The 26,138-nt window shown below is 64.3% G+C and carries 24 protein-coding genes; 12 read left to right on the top strand and 12 right to left on the bottom strand.

Features of this window, described 5'->3' with window-relative positions:
* Positions 1-36 precede the first annotated feature (36 nt).
* A complete protein-coding gene (locus ACT2BZ_RS06140) occupies positions 37-948 on the bottom strand; it encodes a dihydrodipicolinate synthase family protein (protein ID WP_457939962.1) in 912 nt (303 codons plus the stop codon).
* Between the two features lie 140 nt (positions 949-1,088).
* On the opposite strand from ACT2BZ_RS06140, the gene ACT2BZ_RS06135 reads away from it, so the two are divergent.
* Entirely contained in the window at positions 1,089-1,490 is a 402-nt protein-coding gene (locus ACT2BZ_RS06135) for a DoxX family protein (protein WP_457939961.1), read from the top strand.
* Between the two features lie 64 nt (positions 1,491-1,554).
* Here the strand turns inward: ACT2BZ_RS06135 and ACT2BZ_RS06130 are convergent, their stop codons facing one another.
* Complete coding sequence (locus ACT2BZ_RS06130; protein WP_457939960.1) at positions 1,555-3,051, bottom strand: CoA-acylating methylmalonate-semialdehyde dehydrogenase; 1,497 nt, start codon at positions 3,049-3,051, stop codon at positions 1,555-1,557.
* A 174-nt stretch (positions 3,052-3,225) separates the two neighbouring features.
* On the opposite strand from ACT2BZ_RS06130, the gene ACT2BZ_RS06125 reads away from it, so the two are divergent.
* The 3 genes from ACT2BZ_RS06125 (at position 3,226) to ACT2BZ_RS06115 (ending at position 6,139) form a co-directional block, all read left to right on the top strand.
* Positions 3,226-4,107 carry a LysR family transcriptional regulator gene (locus tag ACT2BZ_RS06125; protein ID WP_457939959.1) on the top strand — a complete coding sequence of 294 codons (882 nt, stop codon included), beginning with the start codon at positions 3,226-3,228 and terminating at the stop codon, positions 4,105-4,107.
* Positions 4,108-4,313: 206 nt separating this feature from the next.
* Positions 4,314-5,513, top strand: a complete 1,200-nt coding sequence (locus ACT2BZ_RS06120; protein ID WP_457939958.1) for an aromatic ring-hydroxylating oxygenase subunit alpha — start codon at positions 4,314-4,316, stop codon at positions 5,511-5,513.
* A 185-nt stretch (positions 5,514-5,698) separates the two neighbouring features.
* On the top strand, positions 5,699-6,139 hold the full coding sequence (locus ACT2BZ_RS06115; RefSeq protein WP_457939957.1) for a YqaA family protein: 441 nt from the start codon (positions 5,699-5,701) through the stop codon (positions 6,137-6,139).
* A 40-nt stretch (positions 6,140-6,179) separates the two neighbouring features.
* Here ACT2BZ_RS06115 and ACT2BZ_RS06110 read toward each other — a convergent pair whose 3' ends face one another.
* Positions 6,180-7,598, bottom strand: a complete 1,419-nt coding sequence (locus tag ACT2BZ_RS06110) for an aminotransferase (protein WP_457939956.1) — start codon at positions 7,596-7,598, stop codon at positions 6,180-6,182.
* Positions 7,599-7,845: 247 nt separating this feature from the next.
* Between ACT2BZ_RS06110 and ACT2BZ_RS06105 the strand changes: the two genes are divergently transcribed.
* From ACT2BZ_RS06105 to ACT2BZ_RS06095, 3 genes are read left to right on the top strand one after another with little or no spacing between them, the layout of a single operon-like run.
* Positions 7,846-8,766, top strand: coding sequence for an ABC transporter permease (locus tag ACT2BZ_RS06105; protein ID WP_457939955.1), 921 nt, complete (start codon positions 7,846-7,848; stop codon positions 8,764-8,766).
* Positions 8,763-9,575, top strand: coding sequence for an ABC transporter permease (locus ACT2BZ_RS06100; protein WP_457939954.1), 813 nt, complete (start codon positions 8,763-8,765; stop codon positions 9,573-9,575). Before ACT2BZ_RS06105 ends, ACT2BZ_RS06100 begins: the two co-directional genes overlap by 4 nt.
* 7 nt (positions 9,576-9,582) lie before the next feature.
* Complete coding sequence (locus tag ACT2BZ_RS06095; RefSeq protein WP_457941235.1) at positions 9,583-10,656, top strand: ABC transporter ATP-binding protein; 1,074 nt, start codon at positions 9,583-9,585, stop codon at positions 10,654-10,656.
* A gap of 18 nt (positions 10,657-10,674) precedes the next feature.
* On the opposite strand, the gene gnd is transcribed toward ACT2BZ_RS06095, so the two are convergent.
* The 6 genes from gnd to ACT2BZ_RS06065 all read right to left on the bottom strand — a co-directional run bounded on the left by gnd (position 10,675) and on the right by ACT2BZ_RS06065 (position 15,928).
* Positions 10,675-11,688: a phosphogluconate dehydrogenase (NAD(+)-dependent, decarboxylating) gene (gene gnd, locus ACT2BZ_RS06090; protein WP_457939953.1), complete on the bottom strand. Its 1,014-nt coding sequence runs from the start codon at positions 11,686-11,688 to the stop codon at positions 10,675-10,677.
* Positions 11,689-11,765: 77 nt separating this feature from the next.
* Complete coding sequence (locus ACT2BZ_RS06085) at positions 11,766-12,005, bottom strand: MFS transporter (RefSeq protein ID WP_457939952.1); 240 nt, start codon at positions 12,003-12,005, stop codon at positions 11,766-11,768.
* Positions 12,006-12,009: 4 nt separating this feature from the next.
* Positions 12,010-13,302 (bottom strand): flavin monoamine oxidase family protein, encoded by a 1,293-nt coding sequence (locus ACT2BZ_RS06080; protein ID WP_457939951.1) that lies wholly within the window; start codon positions 13,300-13,302, stop codon positions 12,010-12,012.
* Complete coding sequence (locus ACT2BZ_RS06075) at positions 13,299-14,381, bottom strand: substrate-binding domain-containing protein (protein WP_457939950.1); 1,083 nt, start codon at positions 14,379-14,381, stop codon at positions 13,299-13,301. The genes ACT2BZ_RS06080 and ACT2BZ_RS06075 overlap by 4 nt, the downstream gene beginning before the upstream one ends.
* Before the next feature lie 28 nt (positions 14,382-14,409).
* The gene (gene betI, locus ACT2BZ_RS06070) at positions 14,410-15,126 is read right to left on the bottom strand and encodes a transcriptional regulator BetI (RefSeq protein WP_457939949.1); all 717 of its coding nucleotides are present in this window, start codon (positions 15,124-15,126) and stop codon (positions 14,410-14,412) included.
* A gap of 1 nt (position 15,127) precedes the next feature.
* Entirely contained in the window at positions 15,128-15,928 is an 801-nt protein-coding gene (locus tag ACT2BZ_RS06065; protein ID WP_457939948.1) for a class I SAM-dependent methyltransferase, read from the bottom strand.
* A gap of 235 nt (positions 15,929-16,163) precedes the next feature.
* Here ACT2BZ_RS06065 and ACT2BZ_RS06060 point away from each other — a divergent pair, with 235 nt between their 5' ends.
* The 4 genes from ACT2BZ_RS06060 to ACT2BZ_RS06045 are packed head-to-tail and all read left to right on the top strand — an operon-like array spanning position 16,164 to position 20,825.
* Positions 16,164-17,783 (top strand): phytoene desaturase family protein, encoded by a 1,620-nt coding sequence (locus ACT2BZ_RS06060; protein WP_457939947.1) that lies wholly within the window; start codon positions 16,164-16,166, stop codon positions 17,781-17,783.
* On the top strand, positions 17,770-19,335 hold the full coding sequence (locus ACT2BZ_RS06055; RefSeq protein ID WP_457939946.1) for a phytoene desaturase family protein: 1,566 nt from the start codon (positions 17,770-17,772) through the stop codon (positions 19,333-19,335). The genes ACT2BZ_RS06060 and ACT2BZ_RS06055 overlap by 14 nt, the downstream gene beginning before the upstream one ends.
* Positions 19,336-19,338: 3 nt before the next feature.
* The gene (locus ACT2BZ_RS06050) at positions 19,339-20,580 is read left to right on the top strand and encodes an aminomethyltransferase family protein (RefSeq protein WP_457939945.1); all 1,242 of its coding nucleotides are present in this window, start codon (positions 19,339-19,341) and stop codon (positions 20,578-20,580) included.
* A gap of 2 nt (positions 20,581-20,582) precedes the next feature.
* Complete coding sequence (locus ACT2BZ_RS06045; protein WP_457939944.1) at positions 20,583-20,825, top strand: hypothetical protein; 243 nt, start codon at positions 20,583-20,585, stop codon at positions 20,823-20,825.
* A gap of 9 nt (positions 20,826-20,834) precedes the next feature.
* On the opposite strand, the gene ACT2BZ_RS06040 is transcribed toward ACT2BZ_RS06045, so the two are convergent.
* Genes ACT2BZ_RS06040 through ACT2BZ_RS06030 form a run of 3 tightly spaced genes read right to left on the bottom strand, consistent with a single transcriptional unit; the run spans position 20,835 to position 24,523 of the window.
* Positions 20,835-21,857, bottom strand: a complete 1,023-nt coding sequence (locus tag ACT2BZ_RS06040) for a Gfo/Idh/MocA family protein (protein WP_457939943.1) — start codon at positions 21,855-21,857, stop codon at positions 20,835-20,837.
* A gap of 6 nt (positions 21,858-21,863) precedes the next feature.
* Complete coding sequence (uxuA, locus tag ACT2BZ_RS06035) at positions 21,864-23,042, bottom strand: mannonate dehydratase (RefSeq protein WP_457939942.1); 1,179 nt, start codon at positions 23,040-23,042, stop codon at positions 21,864-21,866.
* The gene (locus tag ACT2BZ_RS06030) at positions 23,039-24,523 is read right to left on the bottom strand and encodes a mannitol dehydrogenase family protein (protein WP_457939941.1); all 1,485 of its coding nucleotides are present in this window, start codon (positions 24,521-24,523) and stop codon (positions 23,039-23,041) included. Before ACT2BZ_RS06030 ends, uxuA begins: the two co-directional genes overlap by 4 nt.
* Positions 24,524-24,709: 186 nt before the next feature.
* Between ACT2BZ_RS06030 and uxaC the strand changes: the two genes are divergently transcribed.
* A complete protein-coding gene (gene uxaC, locus ACT2BZ_RS06025) occupies positions 24,710-26,119 on the top strand; it encodes a glucuronate isomerase (protein ID WP_457939940.1) in 1,410 nt (469 codons plus the stop codon).
* The last annotated feature ends 19 nt before the right edge of the window (positions 26,120-26,138 follow it).

Genomic DNA, 26,138 nt, shown 5'->3' with positions numbered 1-26,138 from the left:
CGCTTGCCCGGTTGACCAATCTCCAACGCTGCTGCGTCAGGCGGCCTTCGCCACGGAAAGCTTCGGCAGTTCGGGTCTCGTTGCAAGAGCGTCACGGACAATCTTCTCAACCATGGTTCGCCGTTCACCCGACAGCGGCCGGCGCGGCATGCGCACCCGGTCGTTGGTGCCGATCGCCAGCACCTCGGCGAGCTTGATGTTCTGCACCAGGTATGTCGAGACATCGAGATCGAGCAGAGGGCGGAACCAGCGATAGATCGCCAGCGCTTCGTCACGGCGGCCCTGCTTCAGCAACTGATATATCGCCACCGTTTCAGCCGGGAAAGCAGTGACCAGTCCGGCGACCCAGCCGATGGCGCCGACCGAAAGCGCCTCGAAGGCGAGGTTGTCGACGCCGGTGAAAAGGTCGAAGCGGTCGCCAAAGGCATTGATGATTTCGGTCGAGCGGCGGATGTCGTCTGACGATTCCTTGATCGCGACGAAAAGCGGATCTGAGGCCAGTTCCCGCATCACATCGATCGTCACATCAACCCGGTAGGCGACGCGGTTCGAGTAGATCATCACCGGCAGCCCGCCGGCATGGGCGACGGCCTTCAGCGCGCCGACCGTCTCCTCGGGATTGGTGTGATATATCGAACTCGGGACCACCATCAGGCCATCGGCGCCTTCCTTGGCGGCGCGCTTGGCGATGCTGGCGGCCTCACGCGTACCGGCTTCGTTGACGGTGAGCAGCACGGGCTTCGTGCCGGCCACGCGGCGGGCGGTGCGGAACACCTCGATCACTTCGTCATGGCTCAGCATCGGGCCTTCGCCCAGCGAACCGCCGACAATAATGCCGTCGCATCCCGCTTCCATCTGCAACGCAAAGCAGCGCTCCATCTCGGCATGGTCCAGACGGTCGTCTTCGGTGAACTTGGTTGTTACGGCGGGGAATATACCGGTCCACATGGCTATCGCTCCTCTTGATATATCAGTGATATATTACATCGAGATTTGAATTGTCAATCGGGATTTTGTCGGCCCGCGGCCGCACCGAGCGTCCTGGAAGGGCAAGCCTAGCAATCTTCCATCCGATGAAGGAGTGCACCATGGGGAAGACAATCGCCATCATCATTGCCCGGCTGACCTTCGCAGGGGTATTCCTGATGGTCGCCACATTCAAATTTCTCGGCATGGCGCCGACGGCCGATTACATAGCTGCGGCCGGGTTTCCCCTGCCGCTGACGCTAGCCTGGATTGCTGCGCTGTTTGAAGTCGCACTGGTCTGCGGATTCCTGAGCGGTGCGTTCTTCAGGGAAGTCTCGCTGCTGGCAGCGGTCTACGTCGTCTTCCTGGCCTTCGCTTTTCACGGCCCTTCGCATTGGGCAGGCAACCAGGCGGAGTTTGGATTCTTCGTCGACCACTTCACCTTTCTGGCCGGTCTTCTGTTCGCGGCCGTTCACGGGCCGGGCGAAAGGCTGGCTTTGCGGACAGGACCGATCTGGAAGTAGACGGAACGAAAAAGGACCGCGGAATGTCCGCGGCCCTGGTTCGTTACGGATCCGGTACGCCCGATCAGTTCATGGTCGGGATGACGAACTCGGCGCCATCCTTGACGCCGGACGGCCAGCGCGAGGTTACAGTCTTGGTCTTGGTGTAGAAGCGGAACGCATCGGGGCCATGCTGGTTGAGGTCGCCGAAGGACGAGGCCTTCCAGCCGCCGAAGGTGTAGTAGGCGATCGGCACCGGGATCGGCACGTTGATGCCGACCATGCCGACCTGGACACGGGACGCGAAGTCGCGGGCGGCGTCGCCGTCGCGGGTAAAGATCGCCACGCCATTGCCCATCTCGTGGTCGTTGGCGAGCTTGATGGCGTTCTCGTAGGTCGGAGCACGCACGACCGACAGCACCGGCCCAAAGATCTCTTCCTTGTAGATCTTCATGTCGGGGGTGACGTTGTCGAAGAGGCAGCCGCCCATATAGTAGCCATTCTCGTAGCCCTGCATGGAGAAACCGCGGCCATCGACGGCCAGCGTCGCGCCTTCCTTGACGCCGGTATCGACATAACCCTTGACGCGCTCCAGCGCCTGCTTGGTCACCAGCGGGCCGAAATCGGCGGATGAATCCGTCGAGGGCCCGACCTTCAGGCTTTCGACGCGCGGGATCAGCTTGCTCATCAGCCGCTCGGCCGTGTCGTGACCGACAGGAACCGCCACCGAAATCGCCATGCAGCGTTCGCCTGCCGATCCGTAACCGGCGCCGATCAGCGCGTCGACTGTCTGGTCCATGTCGGCGTCCGGCATGATGATCATGTGGTTCTTGGCGCCGCCGAAGCACTGCACGCGCTTGCCGTTGGCGCAGCCGCGCGAATAGATGTACTGCGCGATCGGCGTCGAGCCGACAAAGCCGATGGCCTTGATGTCCGGGTCGTCGAGGATCGCGTCGACGGCGACCTTGTCGCCATTGACGACATTGAGGATGCCGGCCGGCAGCCCGGCCTCGATGAACAGTTCGGCAATGCGCATCGGCACGCCCGGGTCGCGCTCGGACGGCTTCAGGATGAAGGCGTTGCCGCAGGCGATGGCGGGCGCAATTTTCCAAAGCGGGATCATGGCCGGGAAGTTGAACGGCGTGATGCCGGCGACCACGCCGAGCGCCTGGCGCATCGAATAGACGTCGATGCCGGGGCCGGCGCCGTCCGTGAATTCGCCCTTCATCATGTGCGGCGCGCCGATGCATACCTCGACCACTTCGAGGCCGCGCTGAATGTCGCCCTTGGCGTCGGCGATTGTCTTGCCATGTTCGCGGGCAAGGATCTCGGCGAGTTCGTCGTACTCGCGGTTCACCAGTTCAAGAAATTTCATCAGCACGCGCACGCGGCGCTGCGGATTGGTCGCTGCCCAGGCCGGCTGGGCCGCCTTGGCGTTTTCGACGGCGGCGCGCATCTCGGCAGCCGACGCCAGGGCCACGGTGCCACGAACGCTGCCGTCCATCGGCTGAAGAACCTCATGGGTCTGCCCGCTGGTGCCGGCGACGCGCTTGCCGCCGATGAAGTGGCCGTATTCGATCATGGTCTTCTCCCTGAACGTCATTGTCGTTGTGGCACTGTCGCGCTTTGGCCGACCATTGGCAACGCGCAGCGGCGCGCAACCGTTGTGCAAAAATTGGTGTTCGAATATGAGTGTCCATCAAATGTTGCGGTGCTGGCGCGCACAGACAGCCGGCAAATCGGGGCCGATCCGACGATGAACTGGGACGACGTGCGCATCTTCCTTGCTGTGGCCAGAGCCGGGCAGATTCTAGGGGCGGCGCGGCGGCTCGACCTTAATCATGCGACTGTTTCCCGCCGGGTCGCGGCGCTTGAAGCGGCACTTGGCGCCAAGCTCTTCCGCCGGCTGACCACCGGCAGCGAGATGACACCCGCCGGCGAACGGTTCCTGGAAATAGCCGAACGCATGGAGGCCGACATGATCGCCGCGCGCGGGGCGATAGCCGGGGAGGATTCCGATGTCTCGGGAACCGTGCGCATCGGTGCGCCGGACGGCTTCGGCGTGGCCTTCCTGGCGCCACGGCTCGGCGCGCTCACCGCACAGCACAGAGGCCTGAAGATCCAGCTCGTGCCGGTACCGCGGTCCTTTTCGCTGTCGCGGCGAGAGGCCGACATCGCCATCACCACGGAACGTCCGGAAGAAGGCCGGCTGGTCGCGCAGAAGCTCGTCGACTATTCGCTCGGCCTGTTTGCATCGCGTGACTATGCAGCGGTCCATGGCCTGCCTGAAACCCCGGCACAACTCGCTCAGCACCGGCTGGTCGGCTACGTGCCCGATCTGGTCGCCAGTCCCTCGCTCTCCTACGCGCAGGAGTTCAGTCCGGGCTGGGAATCCGCCTTCGAGATATCGTCGGCGCTCGGCCAGGTGGAGGCGGTGCGGGCTGACGCCGGCATCGGCATCCTGCATGCCTTCATTGCGCGTTCGATGCCGGACCTCATTGCCGTGACGGCCGCCAAGCCGATCCGGCGCGCCTACTGGCTCGTCTATCACGAATCGGTTCGGCCGCTGCGCCGTGTCCAGATCGTCGCGGCCCACATCATCGCGGAAGTGGAGCGCGAGCGGAGCCTGTTTCAATAGGCGCCGAGCGGATCGAGGACGCGCCCGCTAAGGCGTGGAAATTCCGGAACAATTCACGCCTTCAGCGCCGGCGGAAGTAGGCGGACCGACCGCCAGAACAGGCGCAAGGCGCGCGACCACACTCCGGCGGAATTCCTTAAACTGTTGCAATTGCATGTAAAATATGCTCATATTGAATGAACATTCAACAATAATAGAGCCGGCACATGAACCACCATCTCCTCGACGTGGCCATTCCCAACGATTGGGACAGGAGAGGTCTGCCAGGCTGGGCCTATCATAGCGACGCCCTTCTCGAGCTCGAGAAAGAGCATGTTTTCCGCAATCACTGGCAAATTGCCGGCCATGTCTCGGATGTGCAGGAAGCGGGTGACTATCTGACCATGGATGTGGTCGGCGAGCGGGCGCTTGTCGTGCGCGGCAAGGACGGCGAGGTGCGTGCCTTCCACAATATCTGCCGCCATCGCGGCTCCCGCGTCGTTGCCGACAATCAGGGCAATTGCAAGAACGCGCTGGTCTGCCCGTTTCACGGCTGGGTCTACAATCTCGACGGCACGCTGCGCGGCGCGGCGCGGCCGCGTTCCTTCCCCGATCTCGACAAGACCGAGTTCGGCCTCGTGCCGCTCGAGCTCGAGATCTGGAACGGGCTGATCTTTATCCGCTTCCGCAAGGGGCCGCAGCCTTCGGTCACCGAACTGATGGCGCCGGTCGCCGAGGAACTCGCGCACTACAAGTTCGCCGAGATGGTGCCGTCCTACGGCATCTGGTCGCAGACCACGCCGGTCAACTGGAAGTCGGTGCGCGATGTCGACAACGAGGGCTACCACGTGGCGATGGCGCATCCGGCGCTTCAGGATCTCTATGGCTCGACCTATTTCGACGAGCCCTTTGTCAACGGCGTGTCGCGCTCCTTCGCGACCTACAATCCGCATGCCGGCCGCCGCTGGAGCGTGCGCAACTACGTGAAGCTGGCGCCGGAGGCGACGCATCTGCCGGAACATCTGCGCAAGGCGTGGGTCTATTACGGCATGTTCCCCAATATGGTGATTTCGGTGATGCCGGAATCGGTGCAGTTCTACCAGGAGTTCCCGCTGTCGACCGGCGAGACGCTGCTGCGCGGCGCCATCTACAAGCATCGCGAGGAGACCCGAGAGCAGGCGGCGGCGCGCTACCTGTCGTTCCGCATCGATCGCGAGACCATGTCGGAAGACGTGCAGCTCTCGGTGTGGTCGAACGAGTCCATGCTGTCGCAAGCCTTCGAGGGGTTCTACCTGTCCGATCTTGAATATGGCGTGCGCACGCATCACGATCATCTGCGCGCCATGCTGCCGGTGCTGGGACTGGAATCAGCGCCGGACGAAAAGGACATGGCCAACCTCAACGATGCGCTGAAAAGCCGAGGCTGAGACGCCGGCACTGGCTGGAGGCTTTGATCTTGCCACCGGTGGCCTCCGGAGCATAGGACGTTTCGAGAGCGAACCGGCGAGGTTCCGGAGCGGATCGATTCCGCCCAGCTGCTGGCTGCGCTGTCCTGATCCCTGTGGCCCCCTGTCCGGCCTGTCTGCCGCCTGTTCGAAAGACGACACCGCCGATGGACGATCTAGCCATTCTGGGTGGGCTCTTCGCGATTGCCTTCATCGCCGCAACAATCCTTCCGGCCCAGTCGGAGGCAGCCCTCGTTGCGCTCCTGGTCGCGGGAACGCACTCGCCAATCCTGCTGGTGGCGGTGGCAAGTCTCGGCAATGTGCTGGGCGCCGTGGTCAACTGGGCGCTCGGTCGCAGCGTCGAGCGGTTTCGCGACCGGCGGTGGTTTCCCGTCAGCCCGCGCGCGCTTGACCGGGCAACCGGCTGGTACCACCGCTGGGGGCGGTGGAGCCTGCTTTTCAGCTGGGCGCCCATCGGGGGCGATGCGCTGACGGTTGCGGCAGGTGTGTTGCGCGAACCGCTGCGAAGCTTTCTGGTGCTGGTCACGATCGCCAAGACGGGGCGTTATGCCGTACTCGCCGCCGTCACGCTTGGCGTGCTGGCGTAAGCGCTATAGCTGCCGCAAGCGCGCCGACTGCGAAGGCCGGTCAGCCCTGCCAGACGCCTTCCTTGCGCAGGTCTTCCATGGTGCGCGAAATGCCCTCGCGCAGGATTCCCACCATGTCGTCGACCTGCTCGCGGGTGATGACCAGCGGCGGGCTCATCACGCACATGTTGATCAGCGGCCGCACCAGCAGGCCGAGTTCGTGGCAATGCGCATCGATGCGGTTGCCGACGTCCTTGTCGAGCTTGAGCGGATCGTTGCTCTCGCGGTCGGCGACGCATTCCACGCAGGCCATCAGCCCGGCGCCGCGCACTTCGCCGACGATCTCCAGCTCTTCGAGCGACTTCATGCGCTCCTGGAAATAGGGACCGACCTCGCGGGCATGATCGAGGATGCCGTCCTCCAGCAGGTCGAGGTTCTTCAGCGCAACCGCGCAGCCGACAGGATGGCTGGTATAGGTCAGGCCGTGCCCGAACAGAGCATCGGGATGGTTGGACCGCCGCAGTTCCTCCAGGAGGCGTTCCGAAATGATGACGCCGCCAAGCGGGAAGTAGCCGGAGGTCAGGCCCTTGGCGAAGGTAATCATGTCGGGATCGATGCCGAACACTTCCTCGGAAGCGAAGACGTGACCAAGCCGCCCGAAGGCGGTGACGACCTCGTCGGAGACGTAGAGGATCTCGTTGTCGCGGCAGATCTCACGGATGCGCCCGAGATAGTTGGGCGGCGGGACGATGACGCCGCCGGATGCCTGTACCGGCTCGCCAACGAAGGCGCCGATCCTGTCCGCGCCGATGCGGTTCACCGTGTCGCGGAATTCGGCAACGAGCATGTCGGAGAAGGCCTCGACACTCATGCCGGCCGGGCGCCGGAACGGGTCCGGCGACGACAGCTTGACGACCAGATCATGGGCGCCGTCCATCCAGTCGCGGTCGCGCGCACGACCGTTGAGCGACGCCGACAGATAGGTCGAGCCGTGATAGGCGCCGCCACGGCTGATGATCAGCTTCTTCTCGCTGCGGCCGCGCACATTGTTGTAGAACTGCATGAAGCGAAGCGCCGTCTCGACGGCCGACGAGCCGCCGGTGGTGAAGAAGATGTGGCTGAGGTCGCCCGGCGCGTGACCGGCGATGCGGCGGGCAAGCTCCGCCGACGGACTGTTCATCGTGTACCACGGCGTGTTGTAGGACAGCTGCATGGCCTGATCGTACATGACGCGCGCCAGTTCCTCGCGGCGGTGGCCGACATTGACGCACCACATGCCGGCGGGTCCGTCGATCAGCTTCTTGCCGTCGCCGTCGGTGATGTAGATGCCCTCGCCACCCTCGATCAGGCTGCGCGCCTCGGCGCCGACAGTGCCGGCATAGGGCCAGGGCTGGACGAGGTGGCGCTTGGCGAGGTCGACAGACTGCGCGGCAGCGGCAGCATCTGTTTCCGCCGGCTTGAAATTCCTGATTGCCGCCATCTTGTCACCTCGTTGTTGCGCGCGGATCGCGCAGATTGCAGAAGTGTCCAAGCCCCCGAATTCAGGCGCCAATTCACTCCATTTTGAATGTCCGTTCAATCAATATCGCAGAAATGCCACTTGATTTCAATCGTCGCTTGGGCACATGATGCGAGATAGCCGGCAAGCGACGGGGAACGCGCAATGCCGGCAAGGCAGTGGGGCACGAAACAATGCGACAGGCCAGATCGGCGAGGAAGCCTCTGATATGACGGAGGCGGCGGATGAGACCCTGCCGCCGGCGCGCGCCACGCGCGGGCACCGCAAGGCTCTTCTGCAATCCGAACAGTCCAAGGGCTTCGCCCTGATCAGCCCGACCTTCGCCTATGCGCTGGTGCTGCTTGTGGCACCGATTATCGTGGTGGTGGCGCACAGTTTCTGGACCCAGGACTACTTGACCATCGACCGCACCTTCACGCTCGAAAACTACCGCATAGCGCTGACCGAACCGATCTATCGCGACCTGTTGATGCGCTCGCTGGTGATATCGCTGCTCGTCAGCTTCTTCACCGTGATCCTCGCCTATCCGATCGCCTTCTACATTTCCTTCCATGGCGGCCGCCACAAGGGCATCTGGCTTTTCCTCATCACCGTTCCGTTCTGGACCAGCTACCTGCTGCGCGTCATGTCGTGGAAGGTCATCCTGGGGTACAATGGCGTGCTGAACTCGGGCCTGATGGGCCTGGGCATCATCGATGAACCGTCGACAGCACTGCTTTACAACACCACCGCCGTGGTCATCACGCTGACGCACGCCTGGGCGGCCTTTGCCGTGCTGCCGATCTTCGTTTCCCTGGAGAAGATCGACCGCACCCTGATCGAGGCGGCAATCGACCTCGGCGACGGCCCGGTGCGGCGTTTCCTGCGCGTGGTGCTGCCGCTGTCGCTGCCCGGCGTCATCGCTGCCCTGCTCATCGTCATGATCCCGACCGTCGGCGACTATGTCACGCCCAAGCTGGTGGGCGGCAAGGATGGCGTGATGATCGCCAACGCCATCCAGGCGCAGTTCGGAAAGGCGTCGAACTGGCCGCTGGGGGCGGCCCTTTCGGTAACGACCATGGCCGTCGTGACGACCATGGCCGGCGGCATCGTGCTTCTGCTGCGCTGGTCCACGAGGCTGATGCGATGAACCGGCTCCTGTCCAGATGGCTGCCCGTCTATGCCTTCCTCTACATCGTCTTCCTCTATCTGCCGGTGATCTTCCTGCCGATCTTCTCGGTCAACACATCGGCCGTGCCGCAGTTTCCGCTCTCCGGCCTGACCACCAAATGGTACGAGGAACTGCCGAACACGCCGGCATTGCTCGACGCCGCCTGGAACAGCCTGATCGTCGGTGTCGCAGCGGCTATCCTCAGCACCATCCTCGGCATCTGCGCGGCACGCGCCATCACGCGCTACCGCTTCAGGGGCCGCACCGCCATCAACGGGCTGATCATGGCGCCGCTCGTGCTGCCCGAGATCATTGTCGCGATCTCGCTGCTCATCGTGCTTATCCAGCTCGGCTTCAGCCTGTCGCTGTTCACAGTCGTGCTCGGCCATATCCTGATCTGCATACCCTATTCGATGACCGTGCTGACCTCCGGTTTCGAGGGCTTTGACCGCAGCCTCGAGGAAGCCTCCGCTGATCTTGGCGAGAGCGCCTTCGGCACGTTCCGGCGGGTGACGTTGCCGATGGTGGCGCCGGCCATCATTTCGAGCCTGCTCGTCTCCTTCACCATCTCGCTCGACGAGTTCATCCTTGCCTTCTTCCTCGCCGGTACCGACGCGACGCTGCCGCTCTACATCTGGGGCCAGCTACGCTTTGCGGCGAAACTGCCCGGGGTCCTGGCGCTCGGCACCCTGTTGCTCGTCGGCTCCTTCCTGCTTGTCACCATCGCCGAAGTGATCCGCCGCCGCGCGGCCCGGCGCACCCAGAACGAGGGAGGCGCGATTGTCTGATCGCCCCATGATCGAAATCCGTAACGTCACGCGCAGCTACGGCTCGTTCAAGGCGCTCGACGATGCAAATCTGAGCATTCGCGAGGGCGAATTCTTTTCGCTGCTTGGACCATCGGGTTGCGGCAAGACCACGTTGCTCAGAATGATCGCAGGCTTTGACAATCCGACCTCCGGCAGCATCTTCATCGACGGCCAGCCGATGGCCGGCATCGCCGCGAACCGGCGCCCGACCAACATGGTGTTTCAGAGCTACGCCATCTTCCCGCATCTCAATGTCGGTGAAAACGTCTCCTACGGGCTGAAGCGGCTGAAACTCGACGCCGGCGAAGAAAAGCGTCGCGTCGAGGAAGCGCTGGAGCAGGTTTCGCTGACCGGGCTCGGCCAGCGCGGCGCCACCGAACTGTCAGGCGGTCAGAGGCAGCGCGTTGCGCTGGCACGTGCGCTGGTCATGCGGCCAAAAGTGCTGCTGCTGGACGAACCGTTGTCGGCGCTCGACAAGAAGCTGCGCGAGCAGATGCAGGTCGAGCTTCGCCGGCTGCAGCAGGCAGTCGGCATCACCTTCATCCTGGTTACGCACGACCAGTACGAGGCGCTCGCCATGTCGGACCGTATCGCCGTGATGTTCGGCGGCAAGATCGCTCAGGTCGACGCGCCGCAGGTGATCTACCAGCGCCCGGCGACGCGGCAGGTAGCCGACTTCCTGGGCGGCATGAATTTCGTCAAGGCGGATGTCGTCGAGGTAAACGGCGAGACCATCACGCTGGAGACGCTGGGCTTCGGCCGCATCACGACGGCCAAGCCGGCCGGCTTTTCCGGCAATGGCGCATCGACCACGCTGGGCATCCGCCCGGAACGGCTGCGCGTGCTGTGGGACGAGGAGAAGGCCAAGCACGAGGTTGCCGGCAAGGTCATCGAGCGGCACTATTTCGGCGAGATCACGCAGCTCGTCGTCGCTGTGGACGGCCTGGAAAACCCCCTTTCGGTGACCGAGACCAACGATTTCGGCGCCGACGACATCCCGGTCGGCGCGCCCATCCGCCTCGGCTACGACCCCGACGCGTTGGTGGCGATGGCGGACTGAAGCTCGCCAGCCAAGTCCCTACCCCTTCTTCTCAACATGACCGCCGAAGGCGAAGCGCATCGCGGAAAGTAGCTTGTCCGCGAACTCGGATTCGCCCTGCGACGCAAAACGGTCGAACAGCGCCGAGGACAGCACCGGCGCCGGCACGCCTGTGTCGATGGCGGCTTTCAGCGTCCAGCGGCCTTCGCCGGAATCGGAGACGCGGCCGCCGAATTTCTCCAGTGCCGGATCTGCCTTCAGCGCCCCTGCCGTGAGGTCGAGCAGCCAGGAGCCGATGACGGAGCCGTGGCGCCAGACCTCCGCAACCGCGGGAAGATCGATGTCGAACTGGTAGTATTGGGGCTCGGAAAGCGGGCTGGTTTCGGCATCCCTTGTGCGGTGGCGCTTTCCCGCGTCGGCTGCCTTGAGAATGTTGATGCCCTCGGCATAGGCCGCCATCACGCCGTACTCGATGCCGTTGTGCACCATCTTGACGAAATGGCCGGCCCCGCTCGGGCCGCAGTGCAAGTAGCCCAACTGCGCCGTTCCATCGGCCGAGGCATGCTCGACCGGGTCGATGCCGGGGTTTGATCCCGGCGCCAGCGCGGCGAAGATCGGATCGAGATGGCGCACCGCCTCGTCGGGACCGCCGATCATCAGGCAATAACCGCGGTCGATGCCCCAGACTCCGCCGCTGGTGCCGACATCGACATAGCTCAGTCCCTTCGGCGCCAAGAGAACCGCATGGTCGACAGCGTCGCGATAATTGGAATTGCCGCCATCGATGATGATGTCGCCCGGCTCCATCAGTGCGGCGACATCGCCGACGATCCTGCCGGTGATGGCAGCAGGCAGCATCAGCCAGATGCAGCGGGGCTTCGCCAGCTTTGCGACGAAGTCCTCCATCGATGCGGCACCGATCGCACCTTCCTTGACGAGTTCCGCAACCGCCTCGGGGCTTATGTCGTAGACGACGCATTCATGGCTATGCCGCAGCAGGCGCCGCACCATGTTCGCGCCCATCCTGCCAAGACCCATCATCCCAATCTGCATGGTCGCTCCTGTCTCTGTCGGACGGCGTCCGGTTAATCGACCCTATACCAGCCCGTTCGCGCCTGTTTGACAATCGACTAGGCCGGGGCGGTCCAGCTCGCCTCGATCTGCTCCAACGACCGGCCCTTGGTTTCCGGCACCTCTTGATGCACCCAGATCCAGCCTGCAAGGCAGAACAGGGCAAACAGCCAGAAGGTGACGGAAACGCCGATTGCGCCGATCAGCGTCAGCCAGCTGGTGACCACCTCAACCAAAAGCGCACTCAGGCTGAACTGCTTCTTGACACCGTCGAGTGCGGCGAAGGCGGTCCCGCACACGGGTTCAGCCGGCAGGCAGGCTCCCGGCCAGCCGCGCGACGACCTCTGCCGCGGCCTCCCGTCCGGCGACGAGCGCACCCTCGATATAGCCCGGATAGGATGGCGACAGTTCCGAGCAGGCAAAGCTTATGTCGGCCAGGCCACTGCGCAGCACCGCCTCAGCGTCGGTGGCAGCGCAATCGATGACAATGTCGGAATAGGCGCCGCCGCTCCATCTGTCGTCCGACCAGTCCCTGAGCGTTATGTCCAGGGCATCCGCAGCCTGCGGCCCGAGGGCTGCCGAGAGCCTGGCAACGATCCTGGCCGCCGTCCCGGACTTGCCGCCGGCCGCCCATTCGCTCGCAATGCGGCCACCGATGAAGACGACCAGTGCGGCATGCCCGTCATCGTGGCTGGCGTCGCAGGCGTAGAGCCCTGCAGGATCGAGAAAGAAGACCATGCCGCTGAGACCGCGCTCGCGCCAGAAGGGTTCCTTGTAGCGGACGAAGGCCTTGATGACGCGACCGCTTCGCCATGCACCGAGCGCATCGGCAAGGCTCTTGGGGAGCGGCGGATCGAAGGCGATCCTGTCCGCCATGACCGGCGGAACGGCGACGATCAGCTTTCGCGCACTGATCGTACCGCGCGGCGTCTTGACGGTGATGCCACTAGCGTCCTGCACAATGCGTTCGGCAGGCTCGGACAGCCGTACCGCATCGCCCAGCGGGCGTGCCAGATCGACGGCCAGGGAATGGATCGTTTCTTTCAGGAGATACTGCAGTTCCGGTACTTCATTGGTGATGCGCCGGTCATTGCCGATCAGGTACCACAGCGGCACGTCGGCGGGTGGCTGGCACCAAAGGCCCTCGATCATCGAGAGAAAGCCGGCCTTGGCATCCTCTTCGTCAGCTTGCGCAGCGGTCCATGCGGCGACACTCAGGCCAGCGATGGAGGGATCGTCCGGCTCTATCGCGTTCAGGCGGTCGCGCATTGCCGTGACCCGGCCATAGAGATCGTCGGCATTCTGTGGAACGGGCTGAACCAGACCGGCACCGACAGTATAGGCCCGCACCAGGGTTTTGCCGTGTTGCCGGGCCAGCGCCATGATCTCGGGCATGTCGTCGCAAATGAACTGGCCGCCGAGATCGACTGTTTCACCGAGCCCGTTTGATCCGGCCTCGACACGTCCGCCTACGCGGTCACGCGCCTCAAGCACCAGGCAATCGACGCCTGCTGCCTTGATCTGGTTCGCCGCGGCGAGGCCGGCAAAGCCGGCCCCGACGACGACGACATCAATTCGAGCAGTCTGGCCGATCAATAGCCGGCCTTGATCTTCTCGAACTCGGCGATCATCTTCTGCTTTAGTTCGGCAGGCACCGGCGACTGGAACAGCGTCTTGTCGACGAACTTGTCGACATCGCCATAGCCCTGGGACTCAACGACGGCCTTGTCGACCGTGGCCATGCTCTTGGCGTTGGCGTGGCCGTAGCCCCAGTCCGACAGCAGGTAGCTGGCAACTTCCGGCGCGTTGATCGAGTTCAGGAAGTCGTAGGCCTTGTCTTCGCTGCCGGGGGCATCCTTGAGGCGAACATAGCCGCAGACCCAGGTGGAGAGACCTTCCTCGGTGTCGCGCTTGGCCTTGATCGGCGCGCCCGCCATGGCCGACTGAACTGCCGCGTCGTTCCATGCCCAGGCGAGATCGACCTCGCCGCCGCTCAGCGCCTGAACGATCTCAGTCGTGTCCGACCAGTAGAGCCGCACGTTCTTGTGAACCTCGCGCAGGAAGGCGGAAGCTTCCTCGAACTGCGCGTCGGTCATCGCCGACCAGTCGGTCAGGCCGATGGAGAGAGAGGCAAGCGCGTAGGCGTCATCGACATTGTCGCCGATCGAGACACGATCCTTGAACTTGGGATCGGCGAACGCCTTCAGCGACGCGATGTCCTTCTCGTCGATCTTCTCGGAATTGTAGGTGACGAGCGTGTTGCCCCAGTCCCACGGCAGGAACCATGCCGTGCCGTCGGCTGTGGTCGCCAGATCCTTCATCTTCATGATGCCGGGATTGAGATCGTTCCATCCCTCGATCTTCGAGGTGTCGAGGGGCTGCAGGAGCCCGGCTTCGCGCCACTTCACGACGCTCTGCGAACAGGGATGTGCCAGGTCGGTCTTGAAGCCAGAGCGAATCTTTTGGAAGGCCTCGTCCTCGTCCCCGAAGAAGGTGAATGTCGGCGAGTCGCCGTCCTTGGCAATGTAGCCTGGATGGAAAGCCGGGTCTTCGTAGCCTGACCAGTCGAAGACGATCAGGTCCTTGTCCTCAGCCATCGCAATTGCGGAGGCGGAGGCCGACAAGGCGACTGCGAGGCCGACGGTTACGCCGAGGCGTCGAGCAAGTGATGTCATGGTATTCCCCTTTTTCGTCATTGATCGGTTATGCGATCTTGTGGGCCTCCAGAGAGGCGCGGGTGAACTGCTTCGGAAAGACCGAAACAAGGTATTCGCAGGCTGCATGATGCGCGGATTCCCGGGTCATGCCCTCGGTACCCATCATCAGGCGCAGCCAGAGTCCTTCCAGCATGGCGCAGAGGCCGACAGCAGTGGCATAGGGCTCGAAGGCATAGCCGCTCTCGGCCTTCAGCCGGGCGCAGATCTCGACGAAGACGTTCTGGTAGGCCTCGTCGCGCGAGCCGCACAGCGCCTGGTAGGTGGGGCGCGACTTGGCCTCGCCCCAGAAGGCGCACCAGGCTGCGAGCTTTCGCCTGTTGCAGATCGAGCGGTCGAAGTCGGCTGCCACCAGAAGTTCGAGCTGGCGGGCCGGGTCGTCGCCGGCCTTCTGGTAGGCCGCGCGCCAATGCGCCGAATATTCGTCCGCCATGTATTTCAGCGTCGCAACGAGCAGCTTTTCCTTGCTCTCGAAGTGGAAGTTGACGATGCCGCGCGACAGGCCGGCGCCGTCGGCGACGTCGGCCATGGTGGTCTCGGAATAACCGCGCCTGGCAAGCGAATCGATCGTCGCCTCGATCAGTTGCTGGCGCCGCACCTCCTTCGAGGCCTTGCGGCCGCGCTTCTCGCCTTCGCCGGACTTTTCCATCTCGGGTGCCAGTCTTCCAAGCGCTGCAGTCTTCATTGTCGCCGCCATGTCCCGCATCCTACCGGCCCTCGGCCGGCTTCCATCCACGCAGATGGGTGGGGCGGTGCTCGCCACTGTCAAGCACCTTCTGCATGGCCTCCCAGGTGTGGATGTTCTTGTCGACGTAGTCGCTGCCGACGGCGGCGGAAACCGGCTGGTAGAGCGGCCCCTTCAGCCTTTCGAGCTCTTCGCGCGCGACGTCGCGGTACCAGTGATTGCGGTCCGTCACGGTGATGTCCTGGAACCCGGCGCGCTCCATCGCGAGGCGATAGCGTTGCGGCGAGGCCATGGAGAAGCTCAGTCCTTCAGCGGCGATATAGGCTTTCATGTCCGGCGACGGCTCGCCGTCATGCCCGATCATCCAGTTGCTGGCGGCAAATACCCCGCCGGGAGCTAGGATGCGAAAGATTTCGGCGAACAGGCTGTCCTTGTCCGGCACGTGCAGCAGCGCGTCCTTGGAGAAAACGACGTCGAAGGAAGCATCGGCGAAGGGCAAGGGGCCGGGTGGCGCCTGAACGAAAGTGGTGCGGTCTGCCAGACCGCGCTCCTCGGCACGGCGGCGGGCGGTCTCGATCACCGGCGCCTCGACGTCGTAGCCGGTTGCGTGGGCAGCGCCGTGCCTGTCGACGAGGTGCAAGGTGATGCCACCGGCGCCGCAACCGATGTCGAGAACGGTCTTGCCCTCGAGCGAGAGTCCCTCGACCACGCGATCGACTTCTTCGGGGCCGCCGGGCGACAGATAACCTTCGCCCCAGAGCGCCTCAAGGAAGCGGATCGCCGTATCGTCATATTCAGGTTCGGCGTCAGCCGTTTCGATCATCGTGCAGCTGTTTCCTAATGTCGAAAGCGAGCCAAAGCCTAACGCTTCTTGAGAAAATTGCAACTTGGTTTGTTGAACATTCATTCAATACGGCTGGACACATGCGGTCCGTCCGTGTCAGATTTGCGGTCATTGCAGCGGCGTCGAAGGCTTCATTTGAAGTGTCACCGGGCTGCAGCATGACCAGCGGCGAGATCGCGGCAGTCACGAAATTTGCGGGCGGGATGGCAAATCGATGAAGAACTGGGACGCCATCATTATCGGCGGCGGGCATAACGGTCTGGTCAACGCTTGCTATCTGCAGCGGGCCGGGCTCGACGTGCTGGTGCTCGAGAAAAACGACTGGGTCGGCGGCGCCGCGGTCAGCCGGTCGCTGGCGCCGGGCTTTCTGTACTCCAATTGCTCCTATGTCTGCTCGCTGTTTCGTCCGGAAATCATGCGCGACCTCGAACTGCCGCGCTTCGGGCTGCAGGTCATCGCCTATGAGGGCGGCGCGGTGTTCACGCAGGATGGCGACTACCTCGCCAACTACCGCGACCACCACGCGCATCGGCGCGAATTCTCGCGCTTCTCGGCGCGCGACGCCGAGGCCTACGACCGCTATGCCCGCGACGTCACCAGGCAGTGCCGCTTCATCCAGCCGTTCCTGATGCGTACGGCACCCGACCCGACAAGCCTGAAGCCGCGCGACCTCGGCGAACTGCTCTATCTCGGCAAGAAGTTTTCCGGCCTGGGTGCTGCCGAAATGGCGCAGACCCTGCGCTTCTGGACGATGTCGATCTCGGAGTTTCTCGACGAGTACTTCGAGACCGACGTCATCAAGGCGAATTTCTCGATCTCCGGTATCATCGGCACCGCACTCGGGCCGATGTCGCCGGGCACGGCCTATGTTCTGCTGCATCACTACATGGGCGAGGTCGACGGCTCTGTCGGCGCCTGGGGCTATGCGCGCGGCGGCATGGGCGCCATCACCAAGGCGCTTGCCGCCAGTTTCGAGGCATCCGGCGGTATGATACGCACGGGTGCTGCCGTCGACCGGGTACTGGTCAGGAACGGCAAGACCACCGGGGTGGTGCTCGAGGGCGGAGAAGAAGTCACCGGCAAGCTGGTGGTCTCCAACGCCGATGTGAAGCGGACATTCCTGAAGCTGGTCGAGGAAAAGGAACTGCCCGACACGTTCCTGCGCCGGGTGAAGAACTTCAAGATCCGCGGCTCATCCGGCAAGGTCAACATCGCGCTGGATTCGCTGCCCGAGTTTCCGGCCCTGCCCAAGGACGCGCCATCTATCCGGGGCGACCTGCATTTCACCGATTCCGTCGAGCGCATGGACCGTGCCTATGATGACTGGAAAGCTGGCAAATGGTCGGCCGATCCGTTCCTCGACATGATGATCCCGACGACGCTCGACCCGACCATGGCGCCGCCCGGCAAGCATTTCATGAGCTGCTTCGTGCAGTACTGCCCACCCAAGGTCGAGGGCCGCGACTGGACAGACGCCGACCGCGACGCCTTTGCCGAAACGGTGGTCTCGCAGATCGCCGACTACTCGCCGGGCTTCCGCGACCGCATCGTCCACATGGAGGTTCGCACGCCGCGCGAACTCGAGGCCGAGGTCGGCCTCACAGAGGGCAACATCTTCCAGGGCGAGCTGACCTTCGACCAGCTTCTCTTCAACCGCCCGGTGCCCGGCTATGCGCAATACCGCTCGCCGGTCGACGGGCTCTACATCTGCGGCTCGTCGACCCATCCGGGCGGCGGCGTCATGGGGGCGCCCGGCCGCAACGCCGCCGTCGAGATTCTGCGCGGCCTGAAGCATTCATCCAAGCACATGAGCCCGGCCCATGACGTCATCTGATGCGATCGTCATCGGCGGCGGCCATAACGGCCTCGTCTGCGCCGCCTTACTTGCAAGGGCAGGGCGCAAGGTCACTGTCCTTGAAGCGGCGGTCGAAACCGGCGGTACGGCCCGCAGCGAGGAATTCTTTGCCGGCTTCCGCGTGTCGTCGGTCGCCCATGTCCTGAACCGGCTCCACCCGGACGTCGTCTCATCGCTCGAACTCGAGAAGCACGGATTGGAGACGCTGGTCGGCGGCGGCATGCCGTCGGTCGCGCTGTCGGAGAAGGGCGAGCCGCTGACCCTGCGCGGCGCCTATGGCGAGGTTCTGGTCGGCGCATCGGCGAGCGAGCAGGCCGCCTGGCAGGAACTGCGCGCCCAGCTCTTCCGCTATGCCGGCATCCTGAAGCCGATGCTCTCCCGCCGGCCGCCCGACCTCAACGGCATGGCGCTCGGCGAGACGCTGGCGCTCGGCCAGGTGGCGCTGGCGCTGAAGCGGCTCGGCAAGGAAGACATGCGCGACTTCCTGCGCGTCATCCTGATGAATGTCGCCGACCTGCTCGACGAACAGCTCGAGGATGACCGGCTGAAGGGCCTGCTCGCCTTCGATGCGACGCTTGGCAGCCATCTCGGCCCGCGTTCGCCGACCTCGCTGCTCGGGCTCTATTACCGGCTGGCCGGCGAGACCGGCGGCCTTCCCGGCGCCCAGATGATGCCGAAGGGCGGCATGGGCTCGGTGGTCGCGGCAATCGCCAGTGCTGCCGGCGCTGCCGGCGTCTCGGTTCGCGCCAATACAGTCGTGGACAAAATCCTCGTCGAAAACGGCCGCGCCGTTGGTGTCGAGCTTGCCGGCGGCGAACAGCTGCGCGCGCCGACCATCGTCTCGGCGATCAACCCCGCAACGACCTTCCTCGATCTGGTTGGCCCGCGCGAACTCGACACCGGCTTCGTCCGCAAGGTCAGCCACATCCGCATGAAGGGCGATGCGGCCAAGCTGCATCTGGCGCTCGACCGGTCGCCAGAATTTCTCGGCGTCGACGCCGCTGGCCATCGCGGTCGCCTGGTCATCGCGCCATCGCCTAACCATGTCGAGCGCGCCTTCAACCCGTCCAAATATGGCGAGTTCTCGCCCGAGCCGGTGATGGAGATCACGCTGCCCAGCCTCGCCGACCCGTCGCTTGCGCCCGATGGCGCCTGCGTCCTGTCGGCTGTCGTGCAATACGCGCCCTACGCGCTGAGGGAAGGCTGGACCAGGGGAAAGCCAAAGTTCCAGAAGGCCATCCTGGCGCAGCTCGAAAAGTTCGCCCCCGGCATCGGCAAGACCATCCGCCACGCCGAACTGCTGACGCCCGCCGACATCGAGGCGCGCTACCGCATGCCGGGCGGCCACTGGCATCACGGGGAGTTGCAGGCCGACCAGATGCTGATGTCGCGCCCGGTCTTCGGGGCGGACGGCTACGACACGCCGGTCGCCGGGCTGTATCTTTGCGGCGCCGGTTCGCATCCGGGCGGCGGCGTGTCCGGCGCACCCGGTCTGAACGCCGCGCGGCGCATCATCGCGATGAAGGGATAGGCCATGGCCAAGGCCGCGAAAAAGACCGACACGGCGCTGGCTGCCCGTCTGGCACGCCAGGACCATTTCCGCATGCTGCGCCTCGGTACGCCCTTCCAGCCGCGCATCGACGCGCTGATGAAGACCAGCGACTGGTACGACTGGGCCGGCTACCGGGCACCGCATTCGGTGTTCGACGAAGAGCTCGAATATTTCGCCATCCGCAGCCAGGCCGCACTCTTCGACATTTCGCCAATGGTCAAATACCGCATCGAGGGCAGGGATTCGGAGGCCTTCCTCAACCGCGTCACCCTGCGCGACGTCCGCAAGCTGAAGCCCGGCCGGGTCCATTACACGGCCTGGTGCGACGACGAGGGCCATGTGCTCGACGACGGTACGCTGTTCCGCCTCGCCGCGCAGTCCTTCCGGCTGTGCAGCCAGGAGCGGCACCTGCCCTGGCTGCTCGACAGCGCCATCGGCTACGACGTGAAGATTGCAGAAGAGACCGAGGAAATCGCAGGCTTGGCGCTGCAGGGGCCGACCTCCTTCGCCTTGCTGCGCGAGGCGGGCTTTTCCAGCGTCGAGAAGCTGAAGGTCTTCGACCTTGGCGAGTACGCGCATGACGGCGGCAAGGTCACCATCTCGCGCACCGGCTTCACTGGCGATCTCGGCTACGAACTTTTTGCGCCGGCAAAGCTCGCTTTGTCCCTGTGGGACCGGCTCTGGAAGGCCGGAGAGTTGCGCGGCATCCGCGCCATCGGCTACGCGGCGCTCAACCGGGCGCGGCTGGAGGCCGGGCTGATCGTCGCCAATGCCGATTTCACCACCGCCGACCATGCGCTGCGCGCCGACCGTGTGCGCATGCCCGACGAGATCGGGCTGGGCTTCATGATCGACCTGGAAAAGGGCCATTTCAACGGCCGCAACGCCATCATCAAGGCCCGCGCCAGCGGCTCGATGCAGCATGTGCTAGTTGGGCTGGAAATCGAGGGCAACATCCCTGCCGAACACGCCATCGTCTACTATCGCAAGACGAAGGAGGTCGGACTGGTCAGCGCCGCCATCTGGTCGCCGACCGCCAAGCGCAACATCGCCCTGGCCAGCCTGTCGCGGCCCTATGGCGACAAGGTCACCGACAATTTATGGGTCGAGATTTATGCGATGCGCGAACTGAAATACGAGCGCATGATGAAGCGCGCGAAAATCGTGCCGCGGCCCTTCGTCAAGCTGGCGCGCCGCACCGCCAACCCGCCGGGAGATTTCTGAGCATGGTCGAGGCCGATCCGGAAGCCGCCGAACAGTGGGCGCTGGTCAACACGCCGCTCGGCGAGGCGTGGTCGGGCCGTACCCGCTATGCGGCGGCGATGTATTTCTACAAGCGCGGCGAGATGACGGCCGAGACTCTCGAGGTCTATCGCCTCTGCTCACGCCTCGACAGCGAGGACCCGCTGTCGATGATCCGCGACCGCGGCGTCGGCAAGGACTGGCTGGCGCGGGTTGCCGCCGGCTGAGTTATTTCTTCAAAGCGATTGGCGCGACCCGCTCTGCGAGGAGCGCAGCATTGCCTCGATGAGGCGGTGCACCTTTAGCGCTTCACGCCCGGTGATTTTCGGCTGACCGTCCCCCTCCACGGCATCGAGAAAGTCCGCGAGAACGGCGCGGTGGTGCTGGTGCGAAAATGCCATCGGATCGGCGCCTGCGCCGCCGGCGGCTTCCACCGCCGTCTCCGACAGAGAGGTTCCGTCGTGAAGCTGCACCGTAAGACCGAGATCGTCGAGCTGCGCAGTGCCCAGCGTGCCGATGATGTCGATGGCGTCCGGAAAGCCCGGATAGGCGCAGGTCGTGGCGCTGATCGTGCCGATCGCGCCATTGGCGTAGCGCGTCGTGGCCATCGCCAGATCTTCTGTTTCCATGCTGTGGATCAAACTGGTCGTGGCATAGCAGGTGACTTCTTCCGGCAGTCCCGCCAGCGAGATGAAAAGGTCGAGCGTGTGGATCGCCTGGGTCAGCAGCACGCCGCCGCCGTCGCGCGCCAAGGTGCCGCGTCCCGGCTGGTCGTAGTAGCTCTGCGGACGCCAGTTCCGGGTTCGCGCCGAGGCCGAGACAAGCGTGCCGAGGCTGCCCTCGGCTAGCAGCCTGGCAAGCTTGACGCTAGCCGGCTTGAACCGGTTCTGCAGCACGACGCCGAGCTTCACGCCGGCGGCTTCGGCTGTCGCGACCAGTTCTTCCGCCTTGGCGATGCTCGTCTCGAGCGGCTTCTCGAGCAGGATATGCTTTCCCGCTCCAGCCGCCTTGCGCACGAGGTCGAGATGGCTGTTGGGCGGCGTCAGGATCATCACCGCGTTGATGCCGGCGTCGCTGAAAATGCCGTCGAGGTCGCCGGTGACCGGAAAGCCCCAGGCTTGCGCAAAGGCGTCGCGGCGAACCTGCGTCGGGCTAAAAGCCACGACGACTTCGGCCCGCTCGGCAAGATCCTGAAGGCTCCTGGCATGCGGCGCGACGGCCATGCCGAGCCCGATTATGGCGATGCGCGTCTTTCTCATGCTCGGTCAGCCTCCCAGCGCGTCGATGGTGCGCATCACGCCGCGCAGTTCGGCGAGCCCCTTCAGGCGGCCAATGCACGAATAGCCGGGGTTCACCCTCTTGCCGATGTCGTCGACGATGGCATGGCCGTGATCTGGCCGCATCGGGATCTCCCAGTCGGCGCGGCCCTCGGCCTTGCGGCGGCGTTCCTCCGCCATCAGGGCGCGCACCACGGCGATCATGTCGGTGTCGCCCTCCAGGTGCTCAGCCTCGTGGAACGAACCGTCCGCCTCCTTCGTCACGTTGCGCAGGTGGGCGAAATGGATGTCCGAGGCAAAGCGCCTGGCCATGGCCGGCAGGTCGTTATGCGCGCCGGCGCCGTAGGAGCCCGTGCAGAGCGTCAGCCCGTTCGCCGGCGACGGGCAGCCCGCCAGGATCGCCGCCGCATCGGCCTCGCTCGACACGACACGCGGCAGGCCGAAGATCGGGAAGGGCGGATCGTCCGGGTGTATCGCCATCCTCACGCCGACCTCCTCCGCAACGGGAATGATCTCGCGCAGGAAGGCGATCAGGTTGTCGCGAAAACCCTCGACCGACATGTCGCGATAGACATCGAGCGCCCGGCGAAAGCTCTCGCGATCGTGGATGAACTCGCGTGCTGGCACCCAACCGATCAGGTTGGCTTCCAGCCTGGCGAGATCGCTCTCGCTCATCGCGCGTAGTCTGGTGCGGGCAGCTTCGATGCGCTCGGGGGGATGGTCGCCCTCGGAGCCTTCGCGTTTCAGGACCAGAACGTCATAGGCGCAGAAATCGACGAAATCGAAGCGCAGCGCAGTACCGCCATGCGGCATGGGCGCGTCCAGGTCGGTGCGGGTCCAGTCGGTGATTGCCATGAAATTGTAGCAGACCGTATCGATGCCCGCCGCCGCCAGCGCCCGTAGCGATGACTTGTAATTGTCGATGAGGTCGCGGTAGCGACCGGTGCGCGTCTTGATGTCCTCATGCACGATGACGCTCTCGACGACGCGCCATTCCAGCCCCGCCGCCTCGATCGTCGCCTTGCGTTTCAGAATCTCGTCAGCCGGCCAGGCGCGACCGTCATTGAGGTGGTGCAGGGCCGTGACGACGCCCGTGGCACCCGCCTGCCTGATGTGTGCGAGCGCCACGGAATCGTCCGGGCCGAACCAGCGCCAGGTTTGCTTCACGCCACGGAATCTCCAGCAAGGGCGGCGAGTGCGGCGCCAGGGCCACCCTTCCGCAGGATTTCGAGATGGTTGGCGATGAGCGTCTCTAGTGCGCTCCGCTGGCTGCTGCTCGTCGCAAATCCTGCAGCATCGAAGACGGCGACCACAGTCTCGGCTCCAGGGAGGCCGGCCTGGGCAATGGTCGCGAGCTTCTGGTCGAGCGGGTCGGTAAACAGGCCCTCCGCCAGGCTTGCGCCGCGCAGTTCGCAGGCGCGTATCCAGGCCGCGACGGACAGTGTCAGGTGGTTGGCCGAGGCGTCCGAATCCAGCCGATCGATGGCCGAGGCGATTATGCGCTGCGGCAGCTTCTGGCTGCCGTCGTTGCCGATTTGCGCGATGCGGTGGGCCAGTGCGGTATTGGAAAAGCGCGTGGCCAGGGCGCAAATGTAGCTGTCGGGATCGAGGCCGGCGCCTTGTGGCAGTGTCGGAATCGCTTCATGCCATAGGCCGTCGATGAAGCGCCTGATGGCCGGATCGGCAAAGGCCCCGGCAACGGTCTCGTGGCCACTGAGAAGCCCGATATAGGCGATCGACGAATGCGCCCCGTTGAGCAACCGAAGCTTCATGTCCTCGAACGGGCGAACGTCATCGACCATGGTGACGCCAAACTTCTCCCATTTCGGTCGTCCGGCCGGAAAGCGGTCCTCGATCACCCACTGGCTGAAGGGCTCGGTCATCACCGGCCAGGCATCCTCGATGCCTAGAGAAGCGGAGATGCGTTCGCGGTCGGCATCGGTGGTGGCCGGCACGATGCGGTCGACCATGCTCGACGGGCACGCAACGTCCTCGGCGATATGGCGCCGCAGAGCGGCATCGCCCCGGAGTTCCGCGAACTGCACGAGCAGACGATGCAGCGTCTCGCCATTGGCCGGAAGATTGTCGCAGGACAGGACCGTAAAGGGCTGTGTGCCGGCGGCCCGTCGGCGCGCCAGCGCCTCGACGAGAAAACCGGGCGCGGAGCGCGGCGTGTCAGGCGCGGCCAGGTCGGCGATGATCGCTGGATGTTTGGCGTCGAGATTGCCCGCGCCATCGCGCAGATAGGCCTTTTCCGTGATGGTCAGCGTGACGATCCGGATGCGCGGGTCAATGAGAATGTCGAGCAGGGCCGCTAGGTCCTGCGGCGCCACGACCAGGGAAAGCAGCGATCCAACCACGCGCAGGGTTTCTCCTTCGCCGCTACGCACGGCAAGCGTGTAAAGACCATCCTGCGGCGCCAGCGCGTCGTGTGTCGTCGCGCTCTGCAGCGAGGCTCCGACTATGCCCCAGCCGGTTTCGCCAGCGGCAAGGCAATCCTCGACATAGGCTGCCTGGTGCGCGCGGTGAAAAGCGCCCACGCCAAGGTGAACGATGCCGGGCAAAACGGCAGCGCGGTCATAGTCGGGTACCTTGACGGTGTCGGGCAGCACGCGAAGCGTCTGGTTGGACAGGCGACCGGGCATCATCCTACGCCCCGGCCCGACGGTATCGCTGCATCAAGAAATCCTCCCCGGCTCTGTGCGGCCAATCGCTACAACGTCGTGCGGCAGCGCGCAACTCAAGTCATCATACAAGATCGGAAATTTTGTATGTTGACAAATCAGACAAGTCGACGACCTATACGACCTCGCATTGGGAGGTGCCACAATCACATGAGTTCGCTGATCGATCCCGATCTGCTGTTTCCGGCCGACGAGAGGACGCGCTCCGTTGCGCGGTCTCTGTATGGCGAGGTGAGGCACCTTCCGATCGTCAGCCCGCACGGTCACACCGACCCGCGCTGGTTTGCCGAGAACCAGCCGTTTCCCGATCCCGCCCAGCTTTTGATCGTGCCGGATCATTACGTGTTCCGGATGCTCTTCAGCCAGGGCGTGCGGCTTGAGGACCTGGGTGTGCCGACCGTCGATGGAACGGCTGTCGAGACGGACGGTCGGAAGATCTGGCGGCGCTTCGCCGAACATTTCTACCTGTTTCGCGGCACGCCGACGCGGATGTGGTTCGACTATGTCCTGTCGGACGTGTTCGGCATCGACAAGCCTCTGACCCCCGGCAATGCGGACGCACACTACGACAGCATCGCAGCCAGCCTCGCCACCGACGCATTCCTGCCGCGCGCATTGTTCGAGCGCTTCAACATCGAGGTGATCGCGACCACGGAAAGCGCGCTCGACGATCTGCGCTGGCACAAGGCAATCCGTGACAGCGGCTGGACGGGCAGGGTCATTACTGCCTACCGGCCCGACTCCGTGGTCGATCCAGACTTCGACGGCTTTCACGGCAATCTCGACCGGCTTGGCGAGATCACCGGCTGCGACACTGGCTCTTGGTCCGGTTATCTTGACGCGCACCGCGCCCGACGGGCCTATTTCAAGGGCCTCGGTGCGACCTCGTCCGACCACGGCCATCCGACAGCCGAAACGGCCAACCTTTCCGACAGCGCCGCAGCCCAACTGTTCGACAGGGTGCGCAGCGGAAAAACCGAGCCGGGAGATGCCGCGCTGTTCCGGGCCCAGATGCTGACCGAAATGGCCAAGATGAGCCTCGATGACGGGCTCGTGCTCCAGATCCATCCCGGCTCCTGGCGCAACCACTCTGCGTCGATGTTGGCTCGTTTCGGACGCGACAAGGGTTTCGACATTCCCACCCGCACCGATTACGTGGCGGCGCTCAAGCCGCTGCTCGAACGCGTGGGCACGGAACGCAATCTCAGCGTCATTCTCTTCACGCTCGATGAATCGAGCTATGCGCGTGAACTGGCGCCGCTGGCCGGCGTCTATCCCTGCCTCAGGCTCGGGCCGCCCTGGTGGTTCCACGACAGCGCCGAGGGCATGCGCCGCTTCCGCGAAATGGCGACCGAAACGGCGGGCTTCTACAACACGGTCGGCTTCAACGACGACACCAGGGCATTCCCATCCATACCGGCGCGCCACGACATCGCGCGCCGGGTCGATTGCGCTTTTCTCGCACGACTCGTCACCGAGCACAGGCTCGGCGAGGACGAAGCGCGGGAGGTGGCGCAGGAACTGGCCTATACGCTGGCAAAGAAGGCGTACCGGCTCTAACGGCGCTGCGGCGTCTCAT

The organism is Mesorhizobium sp. 10J20-29 (genome assembly GCF_054130485.1).
This window is presented reverse-complemented; position numbering and strand designations above follow the sequence as displayed.